General features: G+C 69.7%; 25 protein-coding genes and 1 pseudogene. 16 read left to right on the top strand and 10 right to left on the bottom strand.

Annotation, left to right across the window (positions count from 1 at the left end):
• Window positions 1–22: 22 nt before the first annotated feature.
• A pseudogene (locus FHR37_RS04610) lies at window positions 23–929 on the top strand (IS5 family transposase).
• Here FHR37_RS04610 and FHR37_RS04605 read toward each other — a convergent pair.
• Entirely contained in the window at window positions 895–1,827 is a 933-nt protein-coding gene (locus tag FHR37_RS04605) for a phosphotransferase (protein WP_092887658.1), read from the bottom strand. The pseudogene FHR37_RS04610 and the gene FHR37_RS04605 sit on opposite strands and share 35 nt — an antisense overlap.
• A 58-nt stretch (window positions 1,828–1,885) precedes the next feature.
• Between FHR37_RS04605 and FHR37_RS04600 the strand changes: the two genes are divergently transcribed.
• Window positions 1,886–2,386 carry an NUDIX hydrolase gene (locus tag FHR37_RS04600; RefSeq protein ID WP_237769033.1) on the top strand — a complete coding sequence of 167 codons (501 nt, stop codon included), beginning with the start codon at window positions 1,886–1,888 and terminating at the stop codon, window positions 2,384–2,386.
• A 2-nt stretch (window positions 2,387–2,388) separates the two neighbouring features.
• Here FHR37_RS04600 and FHR37_RS04595 read toward each other — a convergent pair whose 3' ends face one another.
• The 3 genes from FHR37_RS04595 to FHR37_RS04585 form a co-directional block, all read right to left on the bottom strand.
• On the bottom strand, window positions 2,389–3,237 hold the full coding sequence (locus FHR37_RS04595; RefSeq protein WP_092887655.1) for an arylamine N-acetyltransferase family protein: 849 nt from the start codon (window positions 3,235–3,237) through the stop codon (window positions 2,389–2,391).
• Window positions 3,238–3,354: 117 nt separating this feature from the next.
• Window positions 3,355–4,743, bottom strand: coding sequence for a bifunctional DedA family/phosphatase PAP2 family protein (locus FHR37_RS04590; RefSeq protein WP_237769032.1), 1,389 nt, complete (start codon window positions 4,741–4,743; stop codon window positions 3,355–3,357).
• Window positions 4,740–5,402, bottom strand: a complete 663-nt coding sequence (locus tag FHR37_RS04585; RefSeq protein ID WP_092887648.1) for a phosphatase PAP2 family protein — start codon at window positions 5,400–5,402, stop codon at window positions 4,740–4,742. The genes FHR37_RS04590 and FHR37_RS04585 overlap by 4 nt, the downstream gene beginning before the upstream one ends.
• Before the next feature lie 112 nt (window positions 5,403–5,514).
• Here FHR37_RS04585 and FHR37_RS04580 point away from each other — a divergent pair, with 112 nt between their 5' ends.
• The 8 genes from FHR37_RS04580 to FHR37_RS04545 all read left to right on the top strand — a co-directional run bounded on the left by FHR37_RS04580 (window position 5,515) and on the right by FHR37_RS04545 (window position 12,129).
• Window positions 5,515–5,880: a BlaI/MecI/CopY family transcriptional regulator gene (locus FHR37_RS04580; RefSeq protein WP_092887645.1), complete on the top strand. Its 366-nt coding sequence runs from the start codon at window positions 5,515–5,517 to the stop codon at window positions 5,878–5,880.
• A gap of 4 nt (window positions 5,881–5,884) precedes the next feature.
• Complete coding sequence (locus FHR37_RS04575; RefSeq protein WP_092887642.1) at window positions 5,885–6,841, top strand: M48 family metalloprotease; 957 nt, start codon at window positions 5,885–5,887, stop codon at window positions 6,839–6,841.
• 82 nt (window positions 6,842–6,923) lie between these two features.
• Window positions 6,924–7,532 (top strand): class I SAM-dependent methyltransferase, encoded by a 609-nt coding sequence (locus FHR37_RS04570; RefSeq protein ID WP_092887639.1) that lies wholly within the window; start codon window positions 6,924–6,926, stop codon window positions 7,530–7,532.
• 89 nt (window positions 7,533–7,621) lie between these two features.
• Window positions 7,622–8,293: a DUF305 domain-containing protein gene (locus tag FHR37_RS04565; RefSeq protein WP_092887636.1), complete on the top strand. Its 672-nt coding sequence runs from the start codon at window positions 7,622–7,624 to the stop codon at window positions 8,291–8,293.
• A 28-nt stretch (window positions 8,294–8,321) separates the two neighbouring features.
• Complete coding sequence (locus FHR37_RS32315; protein WP_175542743.1) at window positions 8,322–8,741, top strand: GNAT family N-acetyltransferase; 420 nt, start codon at window positions 8,322–8,324, stop codon at window positions 8,739–8,741.
• Window positions 8,742–8,830: 89 nt separating this feature from the next.
• Complete coding sequence (locus tag FHR37_RS04555; RefSeq protein WP_092887630.1) at window positions 8,831–9,322, top strand: hypothetical protein; 492 nt, start codon at window positions 8,831–8,833, stop codon at window positions 9,320–9,322.
• An 89-nt stretch (window positions 9,323–9,411) separates the two neighbouring features.
• Window positions 9,412–10,974 carry a multicopper oxidase family protein gene (locus FHR37_RS04550; protein ID WP_092887628.1) on the top strand — a complete coding sequence of 521 codons (1,563 nt, stop codon included), beginning with the start codon at window positions 9,412–9,414 and terminating at the stop codon, window positions 10,972–10,974.
• A gap of 234 nt (window positions 10,975–11,208) precedes the next feature.
• Window positions 11,209–12,129 (top strand): cation diffusion facilitator family transporter, encoded by a 921-nt coding sequence (locus FHR37_RS04545; RefSeq protein ID WP_237769031.1) that lies wholly within the window; start codon window positions 11,209–11,211, stop codon window positions 12,127–12,129.
• A gap of 102 nt (window positions 12,130–12,231) precedes the next feature.
• On the opposite strand, the gene FHR37_RS04540 is transcribed toward FHR37_RS04545, so the two are convergent.
• Window positions 12,232–13,671, bottom strand: coding sequence for an MFS transporter (locus FHR37_RS04540; RefSeq protein ID WP_092887622.1), 1,440 nt, complete (start codon window positions 13,669–13,671; stop codon window positions 12,232–12,234).
• 156 nt (window positions 13,672–13,827) lie between these two features.
• Between FHR37_RS04540 and FHR37_RS04535 the strand changes: the two genes are divergently transcribed.
• Complete coding sequence (locus FHR37_RS04535) at window positions 13,828–14,178, top strand: MmcQ/YjbR family DNA-binding protein (RefSeq protein ID WP_092887619.1); 351 nt, start codon at window positions 13,828–13,830, stop codon at window positions 14,176–14,178.
• Window positions 14,179–14,295: 117 nt separating this feature from the next.
• Here FHR37_RS04535 and FHR37_RS04530 read toward each other — a convergent pair whose 3' ends face one another.
• On the bottom strand, window positions 14,296–14,895 hold the full coding sequence (locus FHR37_RS04530; RefSeq protein WP_092887616.1) for a nucleotidyltransferase domain-containing protein: 600 nt from the start codon (window positions 14,893–14,895) through the stop codon (window positions 14,296–14,298).
• A 33-nt stretch (window positions 14,896–14,928) separates the two neighbouring features.
• A complete protein-coding gene (locus FHR37_RS04525; protein ID WP_175542742.1) occupies window positions 14,929–15,570 on the bottom strand; it encodes a TetR/AcrR family transcriptional regulator in 642 nt (213 codons plus the stop codon).
• 91 nt (window positions 15,571–15,661) lie between these two features.
• On the opposite strand from FHR37_RS04525, the gene FHR37_RS04520 reads away from it, so the two are divergent.
• The 3 genes from FHR37_RS04520 to FHR37_RS33415 are packed head-to-tail and all read left to right on the top strand — an operon-like array spanning window position 15,662 to window position 17,062.
• Window positions 15,662–16,081 carry a DoxX family protein gene (locus FHR37_RS04520; RefSeq protein WP_092887610.1) on the top strand — a complete coding sequence of 140 codons (420 nt, stop codon included), beginning with the start codon at window positions 15,662–15,664 and terminating at the stop codon, window positions 16,079–16,081.
• 33 nt (window positions 16,082–16,114) lie between these two features.
• Window positions 16,115–16,585: an NUDIX domain-containing protein gene (locus tag FHR37_RS04515; RefSeq protein WP_092887607.1), complete on the top strand. Its 471-nt coding sequence runs from the start codon at window positions 16,115–16,117 to the stop codon at window positions 16,583–16,585.
• A 9-nt stretch (window positions 16,586–16,594) separates the two neighbouring features.
• Entirely contained in the window at window positions 16,595–17,062 is a 468-nt protein-coding gene (locus FHR37_RS33415; RefSeq protein WP_092887604.1) for an HIT family protein, read from the top strand.
• Here FHR37_RS33415 and FHR37_RS04505 read toward each other — a convergent pair.
• Window positions 17,055–17,630, bottom strand: a complete 576-nt coding sequence (locus tag FHR37_RS04505) for a dienelactone hydrolase family protein (RefSeq protein WP_092887601.1) — start codon at window positions 17,628–17,630, stop codon at window positions 17,055–17,057. The genes FHR37_RS33415 and FHR37_RS04505 overlap by 8 nt on opposite strands.
• A gap of 70 nt (window positions 17,631–17,700) precedes the next feature.
• Between FHR37_RS04505 and FHR37_RS04500 the strand changes: the two genes are divergently transcribed.
• Window positions 17,701–18,327: an ArsR/SmtB family transcription factor gene (locus FHR37_RS04500; protein ID WP_092887598.1), complete on the top strand. Its 627-nt coding sequence runs from the start codon at window positions 17,701–17,703 to the stop codon at window positions 18,325–18,327.
• Here the strand turns inward: FHR37_RS04500 and FHR37_RS04495 are convergent.
• A complete protein-coding gene (locus tag FHR37_RS04495) occupies window positions 18,249–18,857 on the bottom strand; it encodes a GNAT family N-acetyltransferase (RefSeq protein WP_092887595.1) in 609 nt (202 codons plus the stop codon). The two genes, FHR37_RS04500 and FHR37_RS04495, sit on opposite strands and share 79 nt — an antisense overlap.
• A gap of 40 nt (window positions 18,858–18,897) precedes the next feature.
• Window positions 18,898–19,068, bottom strand: a complete 171-nt coding sequence (locus FHR37_RS04490; protein ID WP_175542741.1) for a hypothetical protein — start codon at window positions 19,066–19,068, stop codon at window positions 18,898–18,900.
• A gap of 135 nt (window positions 19,069–19,203) precedes the next feature.
• Between FHR37_RS04490 and FHR37_RS04485 the strand changes: the two genes are divergently transcribed.
• Window positions 19,204–20,049 (top strand): class I SAM-dependent methyltransferase, encoded by an 846-nt coding sequence (locus FHR37_RS04485; protein ID WP_092887592.1) that lies wholly within the window; start codon window positions 19,204–19,206, stop codon window positions 20,047–20,049.
• Window positions 20,050–20,088: the final 39 nt, after the last annotated feature.

Genomic DNA, 20,088 nt, shown 5'->3' with positions numbered 1-20,088 from the left:
TCCGGGCTGCGATGGTTGACCGATGTCGCGTTCAGCCGTGCTGTCCGATGCCCAGTGGGAGCTGATCGAGCCCTTGATGCCGTCCTCGGACGGCAAGCGGGGCAACAGGTTTCGGGACCACCGCAGGATCGTCGAGGGTGTCGTGTACCGGTTCCGGACCGGCATCGCCTGGCGTGACCTGCCGGAGCGGTTCGGGCCGTGGCAGACGGTCTGGAAGCGGCATCGCCGGTTCTGCGGCGACGGCACTTGGGACCGGATCCACACCGCGCTGCTCGCGCACGCCGACGCGGCCGGTGACATCGACTGGTCGGTCAGCGTGGACTCGACGATCAACCGCGCGCACCAGCACGGCACCAACCTGACCAGGCCCGCCACTGGCACAGGGGGAACTGTCGAATCACACGAATCTGCGGATCGAGCCGGCTGACCACGCCATCGGCCGCTCCCGCGGAGGCCTGAGCACGAAGATTCACCACTTGTGCGACGGCAAGGGCCGCCCGCTCGTGCTGCTGCTCGGGCCCGGCCAGGCCAACGACTCGCCGATGTTCGCGAACCTGCTCAAGGCGATTCGCGTACCCAGGCAGGGTCGAGGGCGCCCGCGGACCCGACCCGACGCGGTCCTGGCGGACAAGGCGTACTCCTCCCGCGGCAACCGGGCGCTGCTGCGCTCCCGTGGCATCACCGCGGTGATCGCCGAACCGTCCGACCAGACAGGAAACCGCAAACGCAAGGGCTCCAAGGGTGGCCGACCACCGACGTTCGACGCCGAGGCGTACAAGGGGCGCAACGTCATCGAGCGTTCTTTCAACGTCCTGAAGCAGTGGCGAGGCTTGGCCACCAGGTACGACAAGCTCGCCCTGACCTACCGCGGCGGCGTCGTACTCGGCGCGATCATCACCTGGCTACGCGAACTGGGAGACACGCCCTAGTTGCGAGCCGCTCCACGTTCCACCTGGCCTGCATCGCGAACCACGGGTCGGCGCGCCGGTTGGGCTTGATGGCCCACCAGAGCATCGACGACCACGCGAGCAGGATCGTCTCCAGCCGGTCCAGCGCCGACGGGTCACCGATCGGAAGGCCCAGCGACCGTCGCGCCTCGGCAAGGAGCGGGACCAGCCGAGGAGTCCCCTCCTTGCCCGAGAGCATCTGAGCGTAGGCGGCATCCCATGCCCAGTTGGAGGTCCGGGGAGTCGGGTCGATAAGCAGGACCGGGCCTCCCGGAACCTCCGAGAGCGCGTTGCCGAAATACACGTCGCCGTGACACCGAACGCGAGCAGAATGCTCGTCCACCCAGCTGAGGTCCTGATGCAGCCTGGCCAGGACTTCCGCGGCCGGGCCCGGACAGCCGGCCCTGATCGCTTCCGGCATGCACCATTCGAAGAAGGCGGCATCGATCGGGGCGTACGTCGGCTCGTCGATGTCGGATGCCACCTGCTGGAAGCGCGCCGCCGCGAGCATCAGTTTGCGCCAGTCGGCGTGGGAGCCGGCGTCGAGGTGGTGGGGCACCCTCCGCAGGACGAGCCAACCCACGTCCGCGTCGCCCAGACGCCGGCCACTGGCGTACACCTGAGGTACCAGGCCGGGCGCGCGTTGCGAGACCTCGAGCATCCAGTCGAGCTCGATCGCGGTGGCGTTCAGCTTCAGCACGACGGGCTCGCCCGTGGGTCCCCAGGCCGCCCGGAAGATCATGCCGATCTCGTTGGTGGTCCGAGGCTGGTACTCGATCTCCGTCAGTGCGGCGAGCGAGGGTTCGCGGCCGAGTTGTTCGTACAGAAACTCGGTGACCTCGGGTGTGTCCACCAAGGCTTCGCCGTTCCACAGATCCACGACACACTCCCGTTCCGGCGGCACGACCTGTAGAACCCAGGATGACAGCACGAAGGAGGTGGTCTTTCTGGATCTTCGGCGACGGTTCAGCCGACTGCGGGTGGCCGCTCGGCCCGACCGGCGGGAAGCTGGATCCCCGCGCCATTCCGTCAGCGTCGCGGCCGCCGTCCTCGACGGACACGGCCGCGTGCTGGCGATCCGGCGACGCGACAACGGTCACTGGGAACCGCCCGGCGGGGTCGTCGAACTCGGCGAGGCCATCCACGACGGCCTACGCCGGGAGGTCGAGGAGGAGACGGGTCTGCGCGTCGAACCCGACGTTCTCACCGGCGTCTACAAGAACATGCTTCGCGGCGTGGTCGCCCTCGTGTTCCGCTGTCACGTCGTCGGCGGGACCGAGCGGACCAGCGACGAGACCGACCGGGTTGCCTGGCTCACCCCGGACCAGATCCGCGACCGCATGAGCGAGGCGTACGCCATCCGCCTCCTCGACGCCCTCCCCACCGGCGAACCACGGCCGGCCGTCCGCACCCACGACGGCGAACACCTCATCCTCTGAACCTATGGCCGGCCCGCGCGATCCCAGGCTTCGTGGGAGGCGCGAACCCGTTGCCACAACTTGGAAAGTAGGTCAGCCCCGACCGCATCGACGCGAAGGCCGAACTCGTTGCACAGCAGCCCGAACCACTCGTCCTCCGCAGAGACATCCCGGTCCGTTCGCCCGTCGGCGTCGACCCGGGTGAGGACGCAGCCGCGCAGGACGAGAGTGTGGTCTGCTCGCCGCGCCTGGACGACGAACTTCCGTACGAACGAGGAGTCAGGCGCAGTCGACATCCACTCGTGCATCGGCCGGAACTCCCCCAGAGGCACAGGCCGAACATCGAGGTCGAATCCGGCGATCGACGAGCGCCGGTCGTGATGGAACCGCCAAGTGGGACCGCCGAGATGTTCGAGGCGGTAGGCGAACGGCGGTTGGTCGACCATGCCGGCGGCCAGTGGCGCGGGGTCGTGGAAGCCGTCGCCCAGGCCGACGTCCGCGAGCCACAGTCCCTGTGGGAACCGAACGAGTACGACGAGATGACTCCCCCACGGACGGCGGCCCACTGACGTTCGAATCGTCGCTCGTACCGGCGCGGCGTCGTAGCCGAGGCTGGAGAGAAGGGCACCGAAGGAACCGTTGAGGTGATAGCAGTAGCCGCCGCGCCCGGTGAGGATTCTCTGTACCGACTCGGCGGGATCGATCGATGTCGGCCACCCGAGTTGGATCTCGATGTTCTCGTACGGCACGTGATTCAGGTGGGCACGGTGGAGGAGCCTGAGGCCGTCCGGCGAGGGCGTGGACGGTGGCGGGATCTGGAGATGACGGAGATACCGATCGACCAGATCTTCATCCAGGCTCGGGAACCTCACGCGTCGACCGGAATCACCGGGACCACCATCGGCATCATGTGCTCACCGTAAGCCCGCTTGGGCATTCATGGCCGGGACGCAGATCGACTGTGACCGTCGAGTGGTCGGGCGGGCTCGTCAGGCGGGTTCGAGTTGCTCCGCCTCTTGTGCGACCTCGCGCCGGGCGAGCATCGCCAGGCGGGCAATGCCGTACAGGCTCAGCAGGCCGACTCCGAGGGCGAGCGAGGCGAGTACGTCGGTGGGCCAGTGCACGCCGAGGTAGATCCTGCTGGCGGCCACGAGCAGCACCACGCCGGCGGCGGCGGAGGCGACCACCGGGCGAGTACGCGCCGAGACGCCACTCAGTGCCAGGATGGCGACGATCCCCCATGCCACGGTCGCCTGGATCGTGTGGCCGGAGGGATAGGACCAGCCACCCGCGCCGGACAGCCAGTCCGCCGACGGTGGGCGGGCTCTGTGCACCCACTCCCGGACCACCGCATGGACCAACAGGGCGGATCCGTAGGACGCGACGATCGCGACCACCGGGCCCCACGATCGGCGCTGCCGGACCAGCACGATGGCCGCGATCGCCAAGCCAGGTAGCAGAAAGGTGTTCGATCCGAGCCAGGTCACGACCCGCAGGACGTCGTTCAGCCAGGCCACGCGGTGGTGGAGCACCCAGGTGTGGACGGTCGGGTCGATCGTCGCGAACTCCTCGTGAGCGAGCACGTCCTGGGTGATGCCGAGGAAAGCCCACGTCGACCCGACGGCCACCACCACGGAGACGGTCAGCGCGAGGCCCGTCGTCGCACTCGCGTCGAGCCGGGCGACGACCCAGTCCACCTGTCCGGGGAACCGGCTCATCACCCAGGTCGCGGGCCGACTCTCGCGGATCCGCTCCCCCTGCCGACGCCACCAGCCGCCGGACGCCCGGCGGAGCAGATACCCGGCCACCGCCAGCACGATGACGACGGCCAGGACACCCAGCCCGATGCGGGACGCCAGGTGTTCCACGTGCCGCCAACTGCTTCCACCCAGGTAGCCCAGCAGCACACACATGGCGCCCCAGGCGACACCACCGGCGATGTTGAACGCGGCGAACTTCGGGTAGCGCATGCGCGCCATGCCCGACAGGCCGGGGATCATCACCCGCAACGCGGCGGTGAAGCGGCCGAGAAACACCGCCTTCCCTCCGCGCTCGGCAAGGTAGCGCTCCGCGCGATCGAAGTGTTTGTGGTTGACCAGCTTGCCCAGCGTGCCCTCGAGCAGCCGCCGGCCGTACCTGCGACCGACCAGGTAACCGACGGAGTCCCCGACCACCGCACCACCGATCCCCGCGATCAGGACCGCGGCCAGGCCGACCCGGCCCTCGTACGCCAGCACTCCGCCCAGGATCAGCGCGATCTCGCCGGGAAAGACGAACCCCACGAACGCCGACGACTCCAGCGCGGGAAGCGCGAACACCACCACCAGCGCCACCCAGGCCGGCAGCGCCAGGATGTACGACGCAACCGTGTTGATCACGTGGCCACGCGATCCCCGGGCGCGTCGACCGTTTCGGGCGGAGGTACGACGGACAGCAGCGGACGCAACGGCGTACGGGCCAATGTGTCCACCAGCCATACCAGCGGACGGCGGCACAGGGCGAAGCCGATCACCGACACCGCCGCTCCCACCAACAGCCCGGCCAGTACGTCACCGGGGAAGTGTGCGCCGACATACACCCGCGCAAACGCCATCACCAGCGCGGCGAGGAGTCCGACCAGGCCGAGGCGGCGGCTGACCAGGAACAGGCCGGCCGCCACCGCTCCCGCCATCGTCGCGTGGTCGCTGGGGAACGAGGCGTCGGTACTGCGGGACACCAGGACCAGCACGTGCGGCAGCGCGGTGTAGGGGCGTGCTTCGTGTACGCCGTGCACGATCGGCTGGTTCAGCCCGACGGCGACGAGCATTCCCACCGGCGCCCACAGTGCCGCGGCGACTCTGGCCAGGTCGCTGGTCCCGCGGGCCGTCCACCATCCCCACAGCAGCAGGAGGGCGAACAACACAACGCCGAACTTCGCGTACGCGGTGATCGGCGCGTGCAGCCACCCGGTCGCCCGGGAAAAGGCGTTGACCGCCCGGAACCACGCCGGATCCTCCGGCAGCTGCCCGGCCGCGGAGGCAAGCATCACTGTGCCCATGAGGCCGTTCTCCTATCGGTAGTGCGGCCGCAGCCTCGAGATCACCTGGCGTCACCTACAGTCTTTGTAGGTGGAGGGTACTACTACAAGTTTTGTAGTCTCAGGAGGACGCGTGACTTTGCCTCGACGCGGGCACGGTGATCTTGAACAGGAGATCCTCACCGCCCTCGACCCGTCGGACGGTCCGATGACCGCGGGCCAGGTCCGCGAGCGGCTCGGCGACGCACTGGCGTACAACACGATCACCACGGTGCTCGGCCGGCTCCACCGCAAGGGACGGGTCACCCGCTCCCCGGTCGGGCGCGGATACCGCTACGAGATCGTGCGCGACCCTGCCCAGGTGACGGCGTTCCAGATGAGACGCCTGCTGGATGGCGACACCGACCGCGGCGCGGTCCTCACCAGGTTCGTCGGCAGCCTCTCCCCGGAGGACGAGGACCTGCTGACCCGGCTACTCCGCTCGACCGACCAGGAGTGATCCGATGATCGGATCCGTGGTTGTGGTCCTGGCCTGCGCCGGCGCGTACGGCTGGGTCGCGCCCGCGCTGGCTCGGAGCCTTCCCCCGGCCCTGGCGACCAGGCTGCTCGTCCCCGCCGGACTGGCGGTCAGCGCGGCGGCGTGGTTCGTGCTGGCGGTCACGGCGTTCACCTGGATCGGGCAGGACGCGGAGATCGCCGAACTCGGCCCCTGGTCACCACAGCGGCTACGTGCACTGGCACCGATCGCGCCCGCGATCGCCGAGATCGCCCTGGGTGTACTCGCCGTGGTGTGTGTACGGACGATGCTGCGGCTGGCCGCACGGACCCGCGCGTTGCTGCGGATCCACCGCGCCTGCGGACGGCTCGGCGAGCCCGGCGCGGTGGTGGTGGTCGACAGCGATGTCCCCGACGCGTTCGCCACACCGGAGGCCACCGGCCGGATCATCGTCACCCGGGGCATGCTGGCGCCCCTGACCGACGACGAGAAGGCAGCCCTGCTCGCGCACGAGCGGTCCCACGTCCGGCACCGGCACAGTTGGTGGATCCTCGCGGCGGACGTCGCGGCGGCGTCGAACCCGTTCCTCTCACGTATGTCCCAGGCCGTACGCCATGCGGTGGAACGCTGGGCCGACGAGGACGCCGCCGCGGACGTGGCGAACCGCCGCCTCGTGGCCCGGGCCCTGGCACGCGCCGCCCTCACCCGCCAGGCTCACACCCGGGCTGTGTCCACCCTGTCCGCTCTGCCCGCGCGGGCCGACGGCGCCGCGACCGCCGCGGTCGGAGGTGACGTACCGACGAGGGTTCAGGCCCTCATCGACCCGCCCACTCGGCACGTCCGCGCCGGGATCGCCGCCGTCGTCGCGCTCCTGGTCGTGGTGACCGTGGGCGGAGCAACCGTCGAACGCCAGGGCGAGCACCTCTTCGAACAGGCCACCACGACGTCGGCACCGCACCACTGACGTACGCCGTGCCTACCGAACTCTTCCCACGTATCCCCGCTTTTGTGTCGCACCAGGGCCGGCGTTGTGGTGGGCTCCGGGTATGAACAACCTGCTGATACGCATCGTGGATCCGGCGTTCGGACATCCACGGGGACTCCTCGGCCGGCTCGGCGGCCGGCTCATGGCGCGTGGCAACGCCGAACAGGAGAGGTGGGCGGTCGGTACCGGTGAGCTGAAGCCGGGCGAACAGGTGCTGGTGGTCGGCCACGGCCCGGGCGTGGGGCTGGCGCTCGCCGCGCATGCGGTGGGGCCCACCGGACACGTGGTGGGCGTCGACCCGTCCGAGACGATGCGCCGGATGGCGGCCGAACGCTGCGCGGCCGAGATCCGGAACGGCACCGTCGAGCTTCGCAGCGGGACCGCCGAGGTCACCGGCGCCGAGGCGGCAAGCCTCGATGTCGCCATCTCGGTGAACAACGTGATGCTCTGGCGGCTGCCGGACGGATTCGCCGAGCTCGCGCGGGTGCTGCGGCCTGGTGGTCGACTCGTCCTCACAGTCCATCGGCACGTCCTCGGCCGACCGCCGGAGGAGTTACGGCGGGCGGCAGAGGAGGCGGGCTTCGAGGACGTCGTACTCAACCTGCGCCCTCGCCGCAGGAACAGCCCCGCCGTCGAGCTCACCGGGCGGAAGGCCCCCGACGCCGCCTGAAGTGTCGGGTCTTCGCCGCCTGGGTAACCAGATGCACCGTGAGCCTGTCACGGAGCGGCGTTCGGCGCCCGTACCAGAAACTGACCCTGATGGCCGTCGCCACAGCGATCGGCGCGCTCCTCACAGGGTGCGGGCCCAGCGACCCGGGCACCACGCAGGAGCCCGGTGCCGCGTCCCCCACCGCGTCCGCGCCGGCCGGAAAGCACAACGCGCAGGACGTGGCGTTCGCGCAGGGAATGATCCCTCACCACGAGCAGGCGGTGGTGATGAGCGAGCTGGCCGCGACTCGTGCGTCCAGTCCACAGGTGAAGGCACTGGCCAAGCGGATCGAGAAGGCCCAGGAGCCCGAGATCGCGGAGATGACCGCCTGGTTGAAGGCCTGGGGCGAACCCGTACCCAGCCTGGGGCACGACATGGCGCCCCACATGGAGGAACCCGGCGAACACTCTCCGGGTCACGGCATGACGCCCGGCCACACCATGCCGGGCCCGCACATGACGAGCCACGGCATGACTCCCGGTCCTCACATGCCCGGCATGATGGACAACGAGGACATGGACGGGATGCGCCACGCTTCGGGGGCGGGGTTCGACCGGATGTTCCTGCAGATGATGATCCGCCACCATGCCGGCGCGATCGAGATGGCCAAGGTCGAAACAAAGAAGGGCATCTATCCACCGGCCAAGAGCCTGGCTGCCCACATCGCCACCAGCCAGGCCGCCGAGATCACCCAGATGCGCGCACTCCTGAAGAGCCTCTGACCCGGCAGCGTCTGGCAGCATGTCGCCGGTGACGGACGTTCGGTGTGGAAGCGCGGACCCGGAGCTCGCCGGTTTCCTCGCGGACCGGATCAACAGCTTCAACGTCGCGAAGACGGGGATCGTCTTCGGCGGGTCGGTGACAGCTGCCGTACGCGACGACGCCGGTGAGGTCATGGCCGGCGTGGCCGGCTGGGTCTGGGGCGGCACGTGCTGGATCGAGTCCCTGTGGGTACGGGAGGACCGGCGCGGATCCGGCCTCGGTTCCCGACTGCTCCAGGTGGTCACCGAGGAAGCCCGCACGCGCTCCTGCACCCAGATCGTTCTCCACACGCACTCGTTCCAGGCACCGGGCTTCTACCGGCGACATGGCTTCGAGGTGGTGGGGCGGGCCGACGGCTATCCGGCCGGGCACGCGTTTCTCCTCATGCGTAAGGACATCGCGGGCTGACGAGACACCCGCGACGGGCGCTGTGTGGGCAGGGTCCCAGGCAGGTGAGTTACCGTGAAGCGCCAAAGGCCACGAGCAGGGAGAACGCGATGATCGGCAGGTCGGGGTCCGCCGCGGTGCGGTTGCTCCTCCTTGGCCTGCTCACGCTCGGAGTTGTGGGGATGCACACGCTCGGGCACCCCTCCTCCCACGACGCGCCGGCGATGAGCACCTCAGCCGGGGCGCCTCACTCCCCTCACTCCAGCCAGCCCTCCGAGCACGTCGACCTGGCGACGGCTGACACGGCGGGCATGGGCATGGGTGGCGACGCCCCCTCGATCATTCCGGGCATGCACCTCGCGGTGTCGTCCCACCAACCTGGCGGGCCCGGCATGGGGCTGGATCCGCTGTCGGTCTGCCTGGGCGTACTCACGATGCTCGGCCTGATGATCGCCGGCCGGCTGGTACGGCTCCTCCGGGACGATGGCACCGCGGTGCGACGCCATCTCGGCACGGGCGTCGGCGGGTCCGGCACCCGCGGACCACCTGACCTGCCTGCTGTCGGTCTTCACCTCGCCGATCTGTCGGTGCAGCGGATCTAGGAACGCCCACCCGGTCGCGATCTCGTCGCGCCCGGACTTCGGCGTACTCCCACACCGCTGCACTTCGACGATCGTGAGGTAACTCCACCATGCGTCCAGTTGATCGACGTACCCTTCTGCGCACCGCGCTGGCCACTGCCAGCGCGGGCCTGCTCGCCTCCTGCGGCGACGACAACACCTCTGCCGGGTCCATGGACCACAAGTCGATGGGCCACGGCTCCATGGGCGAGGACTCCGCCGCCACTCCCACCGCACACGCCTCCGGACGGCTGCCGGCAGGGTTCGTCGACCCGGACGGGCCGCAGGTCCGGGCGGCCGAAGCGGCCCGCAAGCCGGGCAAGGTCCGCGACGTCCGCCTCACCGCCACCGCCGGCGAGGTCGACCTCGGCGGAAGGACGGTCACCACCTGGACCTACGGCGGCCAACTGCCCGGCACGCCGATCCGGGTCACCGCGGGCGAGGTGGTCCGCGCCCGGCTGACCAACGAGCTCCCCGCCGACACCACCGTGCACTGGCACGGCCTTTCCCTGCGCAACAACGCCGACGGCGTACCCGGCGTCACCCAGAAGGACGTTCCGGCAGGTAAGGACTTCACCTACGAGTTCACCGCGGCGAACCCGGGCACGTACTGGTTCCATCCACACACCGGCCCGCAACTGGACCGCGGCCTGTACGCACCACTGATCGTCGAGGACCCGAACGAGCCGCTCGACTACGACGACGAGTGGATCGTCGTCCTCGACGACTGGCTGGACGGCATCACCGGGACTCCCGAGAAGGTCCTGGCCGAACTCCGCCGCGGCATGGGTGGTGGCATGAGTGGCGACAGCGGCTACATGATGATGGGCGCCACGAGTCCCCTGCTCGGCGGCGACGCGGGCGACGTGCGCTACCCCCACTTCCTTGTCAACGGCAGGTTGCCCACCGCCCCGGCGACCTACCGGGGCAAGCCCGGAACCCGGCTGCGTATCCGGTTGATCAACGCCTCCGGGGACACCGCGTTCAGGGTCGCCCTCGGCGGCCACCGCATGACGGTCACCCACACCGACGGGTACGCCGTGAAACCGGTGCAGACCGACGCCCTCCTGCTGGGCATGGGCGAACGCTACGACGTCGTTGTCACCCTCGACTCCGGCGTCTTCCCGCTGGTCGCGCTGGCCGAGGGCAAGAAGGCCACCGCGCTCGCGGTCGTACGTACAGGCTCGGGGTCTGCCCCAACAGCACGTGTGCGGCCTCGCGAACTCGACGGCCACGTGGTCTCCTACCGCGAGCTGAAGCCCGCCGAGGACGTCCGGCTCGCCGACCGCGCCCCCGACCGTACGCGGACGCTGAAGCTGACCGGCTCGATGATGAAGTACGACTGGGCCTTCGACAACAAGCCCTACAACCTGTCCCACGTCACACCGGTGCGGGCCGGTGAACGCGTACGGCTCAACTTCGTCAACACCACCACCATGTGGCACCCGATCCACCTGCACGGCCACACGTTCGCCCTGGGCAACGGCCTGCGCAAGGACACCGCGATCGTGCTGCCCCGCAGGACACTCACGGTCGACTTCGACGCCGACAACCCGGGCATCTGGATGCTGCACTGCCACAACGTCTACCACGCCGAAGCAGGCATGATGACCCTCCTCGGATACCGAACGTAGGATCCCGCCGGGCCTGGTGCACATGTTTCGCGGTTGCGCCGGCATCGCTGTTCACGGGGTGCTGCAATCGGGTTCGGGTGTGATCCTTGTGTCGTGACCTCGTCCCACTCTGACAGTCAGAAGCATGCACATGGGCACGGACATGGACACGGGCACGGCCACGCGCACGGGTCCCGATCGTGGCTCGCCAGGCTCCGGCACGTCGTCGCCCCGCACGGTCATGACAGTGCCGACGTGATCGACGGGGCGCTGGAGGCCAGTAAGCGAGGCATGCGTGCTTTGTGGATCTCCTTCGCCGCCCTGACGGTCACCGCGCTCGCCCAGGCTGTCCTGGTCGGCGTGACCGGTTCGGTGGCTTTGCTGGGCGACACCCTGCACAACTTCGCGGACGCACTGACCGCGGTCCCTCTCGCGATCGCGTTCGTGCTGGGCCGCCGTGCCGCGAGCAGACGGTTCACCTACGGACTCGGCCGCACCGAGGACCTGGCCGGGCTGGTCGTGGTCCTGGTCATCGCCGCCTCCGCCGGTCTCGCCGCGTGGGAGGCCGTCGACCGACTCGCCCATCCTCGGCCCGTCACCAACCTGGGCTGGCTCGCCGTGGCCGGGGTGGTCGGCTTCGCCGGCAACGAACTCGTCGCCCGCTACCGCATCAAGGTGGGCAGGCAGATCGGGTCGGCTGCCCTGGTCGCCGACGGGCTGCACGCCCGCACCGACGGCTTCACCAGCCTCGCCGTTCTGCTGTCCGCCGGAGGCATCGCGGCCGGCTGGTCGTGGGCCGACCCGGTGGTCGGCCTGGCGATCACCCTGGCCATCGTGAGCGTGCTGTGGGGTGCCGCCCGCGAGGTCTTCGGCCGGCTGCTGGACGGGGTCGACCCGGAGCTGGTGCACCTCACCGAACAGGTGGCCGCCGAGACTCCTGGTGTCGGGGCTGTGCAGACCGTACGTCTGCGCTGGGTCGGCCATGCCCTCCATGCGGAGCTCGACATCGCCGTCGATGCACAGTTGAACGTCGTCGAGGCCCACGACATCGCCCACGAAACCGAACACCGTCTGCTGCACGCGGTGCCACGCCTTTCCCACGCCAACATCCACACCAATCCCCTCGGCCCGCAGGGTCAGCTCGCGCATCGCCGCACCTCGCACCACCACGAATGACCCGCCTCCGGGTGAACACGAGGCCGCTCACTCCTCTTCGGTACGGGACCGGGCCGGTGACCGTGGTTCGGTCACCGGCCCTCGAACCGTGGAGCTTCTTCGTCAGGCGGCGACCTTCTCCGCCGGGTCGGCGTCCGTCGCGGCGACGGCGCGCCTGCCCCGGACGGTGACGACGGCGAGTCCGGCCCCGAGGAGGGCCAGCACTGCCGCACCCACGAAGGCGGCCGAGAACCCGTCGGTGAGTGCCGTGACGTCGCCGATCCGGCCGGCTCCGTTGGCCGCGGCGATCGCGGTGACGACGGCGAGGCCGAGCGCGGAGCCCACCTGGTAACTGACGTTGACGATTCCCGACGCCAGACCGCCGTCCTCGGGCGGTGCGGCCGAGATCGCCGTGCCCAGCGACGGGATGAACGCGAGACTCATGCCGAGCGCGGCCAGCAGGCTGGCGGGAAGGACGTCCACCCAGAAGCTACCGTCGGGACGTACGAACGACAGCCAGCCCATCGCGACGGCGAGCAGCGCGAGGCCGGTCACGATTATCGTGCGTACGCCGAAGCGGGCCATCGCCCTGGGCGCGAGCACGATCATCCCGAGCATGATGAGTCCGGTCATCGGCAGCAGGGCCGCACCAGCCGGGAACTCGCTGTAGCCCAGAACCTGTTGCAGGTAAAGGTTGAGGAAGAACCACATCGGAATCCACGCGGCACCCAGCAGCAGCTGTGCGAGGTTCGCCCCTGCCAGGTCGGGCCGCCGGAAGATGGTCAGCCGCATGAGCGGCTCACGCCGGTTGGCCTGCACCACGACGAAGGTCACGAGCAGCAGCAGCGCCGCACCGAGCAGGCCCAGGGTCGAGCCGGAGAACCAGCCCACCTCCGGCGCGCGCACGATGCCGTAGACCGCGAGAGCCAGGCCGGCGGTGACCGTGACCGCGCCCACCACGTCGACGGATCCGCCGCGTCCTCCCCCGGCGGGCATCAGCGCCCGGCTGCCGAACAACGCGAGGAGCGCCACCGGCACGTTCACGAAGAAGACCCACGGCCACGACGCGTACTGCGTGAGCACCCCGCCGAGAAACACTCCCGCCGTCCCACCGGCCGGCGCGGCGGCCCCGTAGAGTGCCAGCGCCCTGGTGAGCTCCTTCGGGTCGGACCCGAACAGCATGAACAACAACGTCAGCGCGGACGGCGCGATCAGCGCGGAGCCGGCACCCTGGACGGCTCGTGCGGCGAGCTCGACACCGGGGCTGGTGGCCAGGCCGGCCGCCAGCGACCCGGCGAGCAGGGTCACCCAGCCGGCTCCGAAGACTCGGCGCGCACCGTACAGGTCCGACAACCGGCCACCCAGGAGCAACAACCCTCCGAACGCCACGACGTAGGCGTTGAAGACCCAGGACAGGTTCTCCTGGGTGAAGCCCAGATCGGTCTGGATCCTCGGCAGCGCGACCCCGATGATCGACGTGTCCATGATCACCATGAACTGCGCCAGGGCGATCAGCCCCAGCGCAAGCCCGCGCCGCCGCGCGGGTCTGTGGACGGCACCCATCAGTTCTCTTCTCCTCGACTCGACTACGACCAGATGACCATACCCTACGGGGGTACCCTATCCGGGACCGTCGAGCTCACTTCCACCCACCGGAGTGCTGTTCGGCGAGGGTGGGAGGTCCACCGAGCGAGGCGCGCCGGTCGGTAGCATCGGCGCGTGAATTCCGACCAGGTGCGGGAACTCGCAGCGAGCTTTCCTGGCGCCGAGGAGTACGACCACGGCGGCCGGCCGTCGTTCCGCGTCCACGGCCGGCCGCGCTTCGCCAGCGGACTGGACGAGAACGGCATCAGCCTGATGCCCGGCGAGGACGCGATCCGGGAGGCCGTCGCCGAATGGCCGGAGATCTGCACCGAGGACTGGCACGGCAGACGGCTCGTATCCGTACGCGTCGCCTATCCGAGGCTGCCGGACGCGGTGGTCGTGGAGCTGGTGACAGAGGCCTGGGCCCACCGGGCACCCGCGCGCCTGGTCCGGGCCTACAAGGCCAGGCCGGCGCACGAGGCATAGGCGGCGTAGGCGGCATAGGAGCCGCGAACTGGCTCACCAGTCACGGATCTCGGTGATGCGAGGCCTGCGAGGCCCCAAGGTGTCAAGCCACGGTTGTCAGGCGCCGGTCGGACGGGCTCAGGCGAGACCCGCTCGCCAGGGATGGTCCGGAGCGGTGAGCGCCAGCGCGTCGTCCAGCCACCGACGTGCGTCGGGGCTCAGCAGTGGCAGGACGGCGGCACGGTCGGCCTCGTCCTTCGGCCGCGCACCCCTGGCCTTGTAGAACAACTGCACCTCCGGCAGGAGGAACGGCGTACCGTCCGCTGAGCGAAGCCCCAGCGTGGAGATCGGACGACGGATCCGGGGATCGCGGCGAGACACCCACTCCTCGCCTTCGGCCACGTCCAGCATCACCTGGACGCGCCACGGACCGTCCGGGTGTTCGCGGCACCAGATGTCGTGCACCGACTCGGGCAGCGTCTCCCCCGCGGGCCACGGCCGGAGAGTGCCGGGAGGATCGGCCGCGTGGATGTCCCACCCCCGCAACACCTCGTGGACCACTCCCTGGTCACGGCGCAGGAGGAGTACGTCGATGTCGTCATGGGAGCGGAACGGCTGCCCGAGGTACAACTCGATCGCGTACCCGCCCGCGATCCACCACGGCGTCGTCACCTGGCCGAAGAGTCCGGCGACTTCCTCGACCGACATCGGCTCCCACCGCCCAAGGTCCGCACCCATGCGGGCAAGCCTCGCACTCGGACGGCTCGTTCGTCACGACGATTTGCGGCGCCCGGCCGAGATCCGGGTCCCCAGTACGTGCGCGATCACGTCGTCGACCATCCCGTCCGGGATGGGCCGGTGGGCGACGAACCGGCGGTAGAAGAACGGGCTGGTGAGCAGGTCGGTGACCAGCTCCGCGTCGAGGTGGTCGGGTAGCTGGCCGCGCTCGCGGGCGCGGTCGAGTACGACGAGGACCGGCTCGCGGCGGCGTTCGGTGAGATCGGCGTGCAGTGCGGCCAGCGCCGGGTCACGCTCGGCGGCGTCGACGAACGCGGCGAGCAGGCGCGGGAACGGCGTCTCCTCCAGCAACCTGACGAACGCGGTGAGCAGGTGCGCGAGATCGGTCTCGACCTGACCGGTGTCGGGTACGGGGAACGGCTGGAACGTCGCGTCCATGGCGTCGATCAGGAGTGCGCCGGCGCTGTCCCAGTGGCGGTAGAGCGTGGCCTTGCCGGCGTTCGCGCGCCGGGCCACCGCCTCCATGGTGAAGCCGGGCAGGCCGTGCTCGTCGAGAACCTCCAAAGCGGCGCGCAGCACCCGCTGCCGGGCACCGGCACCTCGCGAGATCGGCTCACCCTGCTTGGCCGAAGCGGGCTTGGCCGAAGAGGGCTTGGTCGACTTGGCCGAAGGCATTGCCCCACCTCCATCGGACGCGTAGCGTTCCATGCTATAGGAACGGCACCGTATCGATAGGATCCGGCCGATTCCGGCGGGAGGTTTCTCGATGAGCCGAACGACTACCGCGTTCCGGCCTACGGCTCCAGCGCCTTCGACGCGATCCCGTTGGCGCGCGGGCCTCTACTGGAGCGCCACCACACTCGTCGTCGCCGAATGCGCGATCGGCGGCGCGATGGACCTGTTGCGGATGCCGCCCTTCTACCCGGTGATGATCGCGCTCGGATACCCGGGCTACCTCGCCACCATCATGGGTACGGCGAAGATCGCCGCCGCCGTGGTGGTGGTGGCGCCTCGCCTGCCCCGGCTGAAGGAGTGGGCGTACGCCGGAGTCATGATCAACCTGGTCGGCGCGATCGCGTCGACCATCGCCGTGCACCAGCCGGCAAGCGGACTGGTCGTGCCGACCGCGTACACCGGCCTGACCCTGCTGTCGTGGGCACTGCGCCCGTCCACTCGCCGCCTCTGAACGCGCCGAGCACTTCGAAGAACCTCGCCTAGCATGGGCAACGTGCCACGCGCGGGAGTGATCATGGTCGAGAACGGATGCGTCGCGGCGATCGAGCGGGTCCGATCGGGCAGGCGCTATCACGTGCTGCCCGGAGGCCAGCTCGAACCCGGCGAGGACTACCCGCACGCGGCGGTACGCGAGGCCGCCGAGGAACTCGGTGTCGACGTGCGCATCGACGGGTTGGTCGCCGTCGTGCGTTTCCGTGGCCGCGAGCAACACTACTTTCTTGCCCGGTCGACGGGCGGCACGTTCGGCACCGGCGACGGACCTGAGATGGGGAGCCCGGTCGACTCCGATTCGGGAAGCTACCGAGCGGTGTGGTTACCGACGGACTCACTGCTCACTGCGGACCTGCGGCCACGTCCGCTTGCCGAACGCCTGCAGAAGTGCGCGTCGCGGTCGTCCTTCGAGGCGCTCCTGGCCGGTCCCCTGGTCATCCACGAGCACCCGGCAGACCTGTAGAACTGGCGCATGTCAGAGATCGACGTGCCCGGCTGTCACTTCTGCGACGAGGTGCGAGGGCGGACCACCGAGGCCCCGCGGGCCTTCTGCGACGAGAGCTTCAGCGTGTTCGTGGGCCGGTATCAGCCGACCGGTCCCGGCTACGCGCTCGTCGTACCCTCCTGGCACGTCGAGGATTTGCCCGCACTTCCCGAAGACCTGTGCGGGCCGATGCTGAGAATGGCCCGTCGTACGTCGGTCGCGGTCCAACAGGCCTTCGGCGCGACCGGCACGACGGTCCTTCAGAACAACGGCAAGCCAGGCCAGTCCGTGCCCCATCTGCACTTCCACGTGATCCCTCGCCGACCCGGAGACGGCTATCCGAGAAGAGCAGAAACCCCAGTACACGTTGACGAACTGACCCGGCAGGCGACCATACTCGCCACCGCTCTTGGCAATCCTGCTCCTCGACCGCGCCCTCGAGCCGGGCTCAGTTGATCCGGTCGAGGAAGTCGAGCACGCGACGGGTCAGCAGCTCGGTGGCGGCCTGGTCGTACGACCGCAGCGAGGAGTCGGCGAACAGGTGCTCCTTGCCCGGGTACAGGAACAACTCGGCCTCCTCGACCGAGCCGACCAGCTCCCGCGCAGCGTCGAGGTCACCCTCGTCGGCGAACATCGGGTCGCCCTCCATCCCGTGCACCTGCACGGGAACGCCCGCGGGCCAGGCGCCGAACTCCTCCACCGGCAGGCAGGAGTGGAAGAACAGCGCGCCCTTCGCGCCGGCACGGGTCTGGGCCAGCTGTTGCGCCGGCATCACGCCCATCGAGAAGCCCGCGTAGACGAGGGCGTCGCCGAGCGCCTCGGCCGCGGCGATCCCGCGCTCACCGACGATCCCGAACCCGGTCTTCTTCGCGTAGGCCAGGCCCTCCTCCAAGGTCCCGAACGTGTGCCCCTCGTAGAGGTCCGGCACGTGAACGGTGTGGCTGGCGCCGCGCAGCTCCGCCGCGAAGTCCTGCACTCCCTGGGTCAGCCCCTGCACGTGGTGGAACAGCACGACCTCGGCCATGACGCGACTCACTTTCGGTGCGAATGATCCAAATTTGTCGAACGATCGACGATGCTAGTCTGTTCGGACCATGGCGAGCAATACCCCTGCCCCGGACTACGACCTCGACGACCGGCTCGAGCTCACCACCGCCGAGCAGGTGCGGGCGATCAGCGACCCGTTGCGTACGACCCTCCTCGGACTGCTGCACGAGCGGGCCGCCACCGTCACCGAGCTGGCCGATGCGGTGAAACGCCCGAAGAGCACGGTCGCCCACCACGTCAACCTCCTCACCCGGGCAGGCCTGCTGCGCGTCGTACGCACCCGGCGGGTCAGGGCGATCGAGGAGCGCTACTACGGCCGCACGGCGCGGATGTTCTATGTCGGACTCGGCCGGCAGTCCGGCGCCGGGGACAAGCTCCCGCACGACTTCAACGACTTCGAGGTCGCGGCGAAGGAGTCGGCGGCGGCGTACGAGGACGGCCGGATGAGGGCGTTCATCCGGCACGCGCGGATCCCGGAGAAGCGCGCGAAGGAGTTCTGGCGCCGCGTCGACCAGGTGATCCACGAGTTCGACCAACTGCCCCGCTCCGGCGACACGGTCTACGGGTTCGCGGTCGGGCTCTACCCGATGCCCGACTACCCGACCCTGCCGCCCGCGCCCGGGGAGGACTCCGAGGAGGACTCGGCGTCGGACTCCGCGGAGGACTCGGGCTGAGCGACGTCCGCCGGGATGTCGCCGTCGCCGAGGTGCTTGCCGTACACGACCTGCGGGCCGTCCTTGTGCGGTCCCCCCGGGCCGAGCAGCGTCCAGCCGCAGCGTTCGTACAACCCTCGCGCTCTGCCGTTGGCAGCCTGCACGTGCAGCTGCGCACTCCGGTAGCCGGCGGCCGCGAGCGCTCGCTCCGCGAAGTCCAGCACTGCCCGGCCGTAGCCCAGTCCCCAGTACGGCGGCGCCACCGCGACCAGACTGACGTGCGCCTCGACCTCGGACGGAACGTTGTCGGCCGACCGCGCCGGACTCCCGAAACAGCAGGCCACCGTCTCGGCGCCGCGTTCCCCGACGACCACCACCGTGCGCGGCGCGTCCAGGCGGGCACGGAGCACCTCCACCAGCCGCCGGTCGGCCACGACGGGCTCGACCGCACCGAGCCGGCGCGCCGTCGCCCGCTCGTACACGAGGGTCACCGCCGCCGCCACCCGGCTGTCGGCCACCCGGAAGCCAACCTCTCCGTCCCGCAACGCCATGCCCGAGAGCGTAGGACGAGAGCCTGGACATCGAGCGCGTTCAGCCGGGGTCGGCCTCGAGTGTCCTGGCGTACCAGTGGTCGGCGCCGTCGTGGGAGGCCTTGTAGGACTGGGTTTCCCGGTAACCGTGTGCCTCGTACAACGAGCGCGCCTCGGACAGTTGCTTGTTGGTCTCCAGGACCATCCGGGTGGCGCCGAGCTTCCGGGCCACCTAGTCCCGGATCGCGTCGTCCACCCAGGGCCCGTCCACCGACTCGGGGCTGATCGTCCATGTGGGCATGGCGGTCACGCTACGACAGGGCGCCGACCCTCGGGACTCCTTCGGCGAACCTTGCTAGAAAGAGTCATGTCCACGAAGTCACTGCCCGACGACCCATCCGAAGCTCCCGGCCACACCGACACCGACACCGACTACGGCGGCTGGTTCCAGGACGAACTGATCGTCGAGGTCTACGACCGTCGCCCGCCCTACCCCGAAGAACTGATTCGGCTGCTCGCCGACCTCGCCGGTGACGCGCCCCACCGAACCGTGCTCGACATCGGCTGCGGGACCGGCGAGCTCGCACGAAGGATCGCTCCCCTCGCCGATCGGGTCGACGCCGTGGACCGCTCGGCGGCGATGCTGGCGCGCGGCCGGGAGCTCCCCGGAGGCGACAACCCCAACCTGCGCTGGCGGCAGGGCACCGCGGAGGACGCCGAACTCGATCCGCCGTACGCCCTGATCACCGCGGGCCAAAGCCTGCACTGGATGGACTGGGACATCGCGCTACCGCGGTTCGCCCTGGCGGCGGCACCGAACGCCGTGCTCGCCGTGGTCGAGCGCTCGTGGGACGGACCGCCCGCGATGAGCTCACAGCTGGGCGAGATCTTCTCCCGCCTTTCTCCCGTACGCGAGTACCGGCGGCGTGACGTGCCCGGTGAGCTGGAACGCCACGGCCATTTCACCAAGCTGGGTGAGCGGGTGTGTGGGCCCGAGGCGTGGCATCCGACGGTGGAGGAGTTCATCGAGGCCCGGCATTCGCAGGCAGGTGGATCCCGCACCCACATGGGAGAGGCGACCGTGGCGGAGTTCGACCGGGCGGTCCGCGACCTGCTCGACGATCTCGTGGCGGCAGGAGATGTCCGGCGCGTCGGCGACCGGCTCGACCTGTCAGTCGAGGGCCAGGTCACCTGGGGACGCCTCCACCTCTGAGGGCACGGCCTGTCACCCCGGTACGATGACGCGGACCGC

This window comes from Actinopolymorpha cephalotaxi (genome assembly GCF_013408535.1).
Lineage (GTDB): Bacteria > Actinomycetota > Actinomycetes > Propionibacteriales > Actinopolymorphaceae > Actinopolymorpha > Actinopolymorpha cephalotaxi.
The sequence above is the reverse complement of the archived record's forward strand: the minus strand, read 5'-3'. Positions and strand labels throughout refer to the sequence as shown.

Excerpts from the sequence above, each read along its gene's own strand:
- FHR37_RS04585 (WP_092887648.1), bottom strand. The coding sequence starts at position 5,402 with ATGGGCACAGTGATGCTTGCCTCCGCGGCCGGGCAGCTGCCGGAGGAT.
- FHR37_RS04575 (WP_092887642.1), top strand. The coding sequence starts at position 5,885 with ATGATCGGATCCGTGGTTGTGGTCCTGGCCTGCGCCGGCGCGTACGGC.
- FHR37_RS04570 (WP_092887639.1), top strand. The coding sequence starts at position 6,924 with ATGAACAACCTGCTGATACGCATCGTGGATCCGGCGTTCGGACATCCA.
- FHR37_RS04565 (WP_092887636.1), top strand. The coding sequence starts at position 7,622 with ATGGCCGTCGCCACAGCGATCGGCGCGCTCCTCACAGGGTGCGGGCCC.
- FHR37_RS04555 (WP_092887630.1), top strand. The coding sequence starts at position 8,831 with ATGATCGGCAGGTCGGGGTCCGCCGCGGTGCGGTTGCTCCTCCTTGGC.
- FHR37_RS04550 (WP_092887628.1), top strand. The coding sequence starts at position 9,412 with ATGCGTCCAGTTGATCGACGTACCCTTCTGCGCACCGCGCTGGCCACT.
- FHR37_RS04540 (WP_092887622.1), bottom strand. The coding sequence starts at position 13,671 with ATGGGTGCCGTCCACAGACCCGCGCGGCGGCGCGGGCTTGCGCTGGGG.
- FHR37_RS04530 (WP_092887616.1), bottom strand. The coding sequence starts at position 14,895 with ATGGGTGCGGACCTTGGGCGGTGGGAGCCGATGTCGGTCGAGGAAGTC.
- FHR37_RS04525 (WP_175542742.1), bottom strand. The coding sequence starts at position 15,570 with ATGCCTTCGGCCAAGTCGACCAAGCCCTCTTCGGCCAAGCCCGCTTCG.
- FHR37_RS04520 (WP_092887610.1), top strand. The coding sequence starts at position 15,662 with ATGAGCCGAACGACTACCGCGTTCCGGCCTACGGCTCCAGCGCCTTCG.
- FHR37_RS04515 (WP_092887607.1), top strand. The coding sequence starts at position 16,115 with ATGGGCAACGTGCCACGCGCGGGAGTGATCATGGTCGAGAACGGATGC.
- FHR37_RS33415 (WP_092887604.1), top strand. The coding sequence starts at position 16,595 with ATGTCAGAGATCGACGTGCCCGGCTGTCACTTCTGCGACGAGGTGCGA.
- FHR37_RS04505 (WP_092887601.1), bottom strand. The coding sequence starts at position 17,630 with ATGGCCGAGGTCGTGCTGTTCCACCACGTGCAGGGGCTGACCCAGGGA.
- FHR37_RS04500 (WP_092887598.1), top strand. The coding sequence starts at position 17,701 with ATGGCGAGCAATACCCCTGCCCCGGACTACGACCTCGACGACCGGCTC.
- FHR37_RS04495 (WP_092887595.1), bottom strand. The coding sequence starts at position 18,857 with ATGGCGTTGCGGGACGGAGAGGTTGGCTTCCGGGTGGCCGACAGCCGG.
- FHR37_RS04485 (WP_092887592.1), top strand. The coding sequence starts at position 19,204 with ATGTCCACGAAGTCACTGCCCGACGACCCATCCGAAGCTCCCGGCCAC.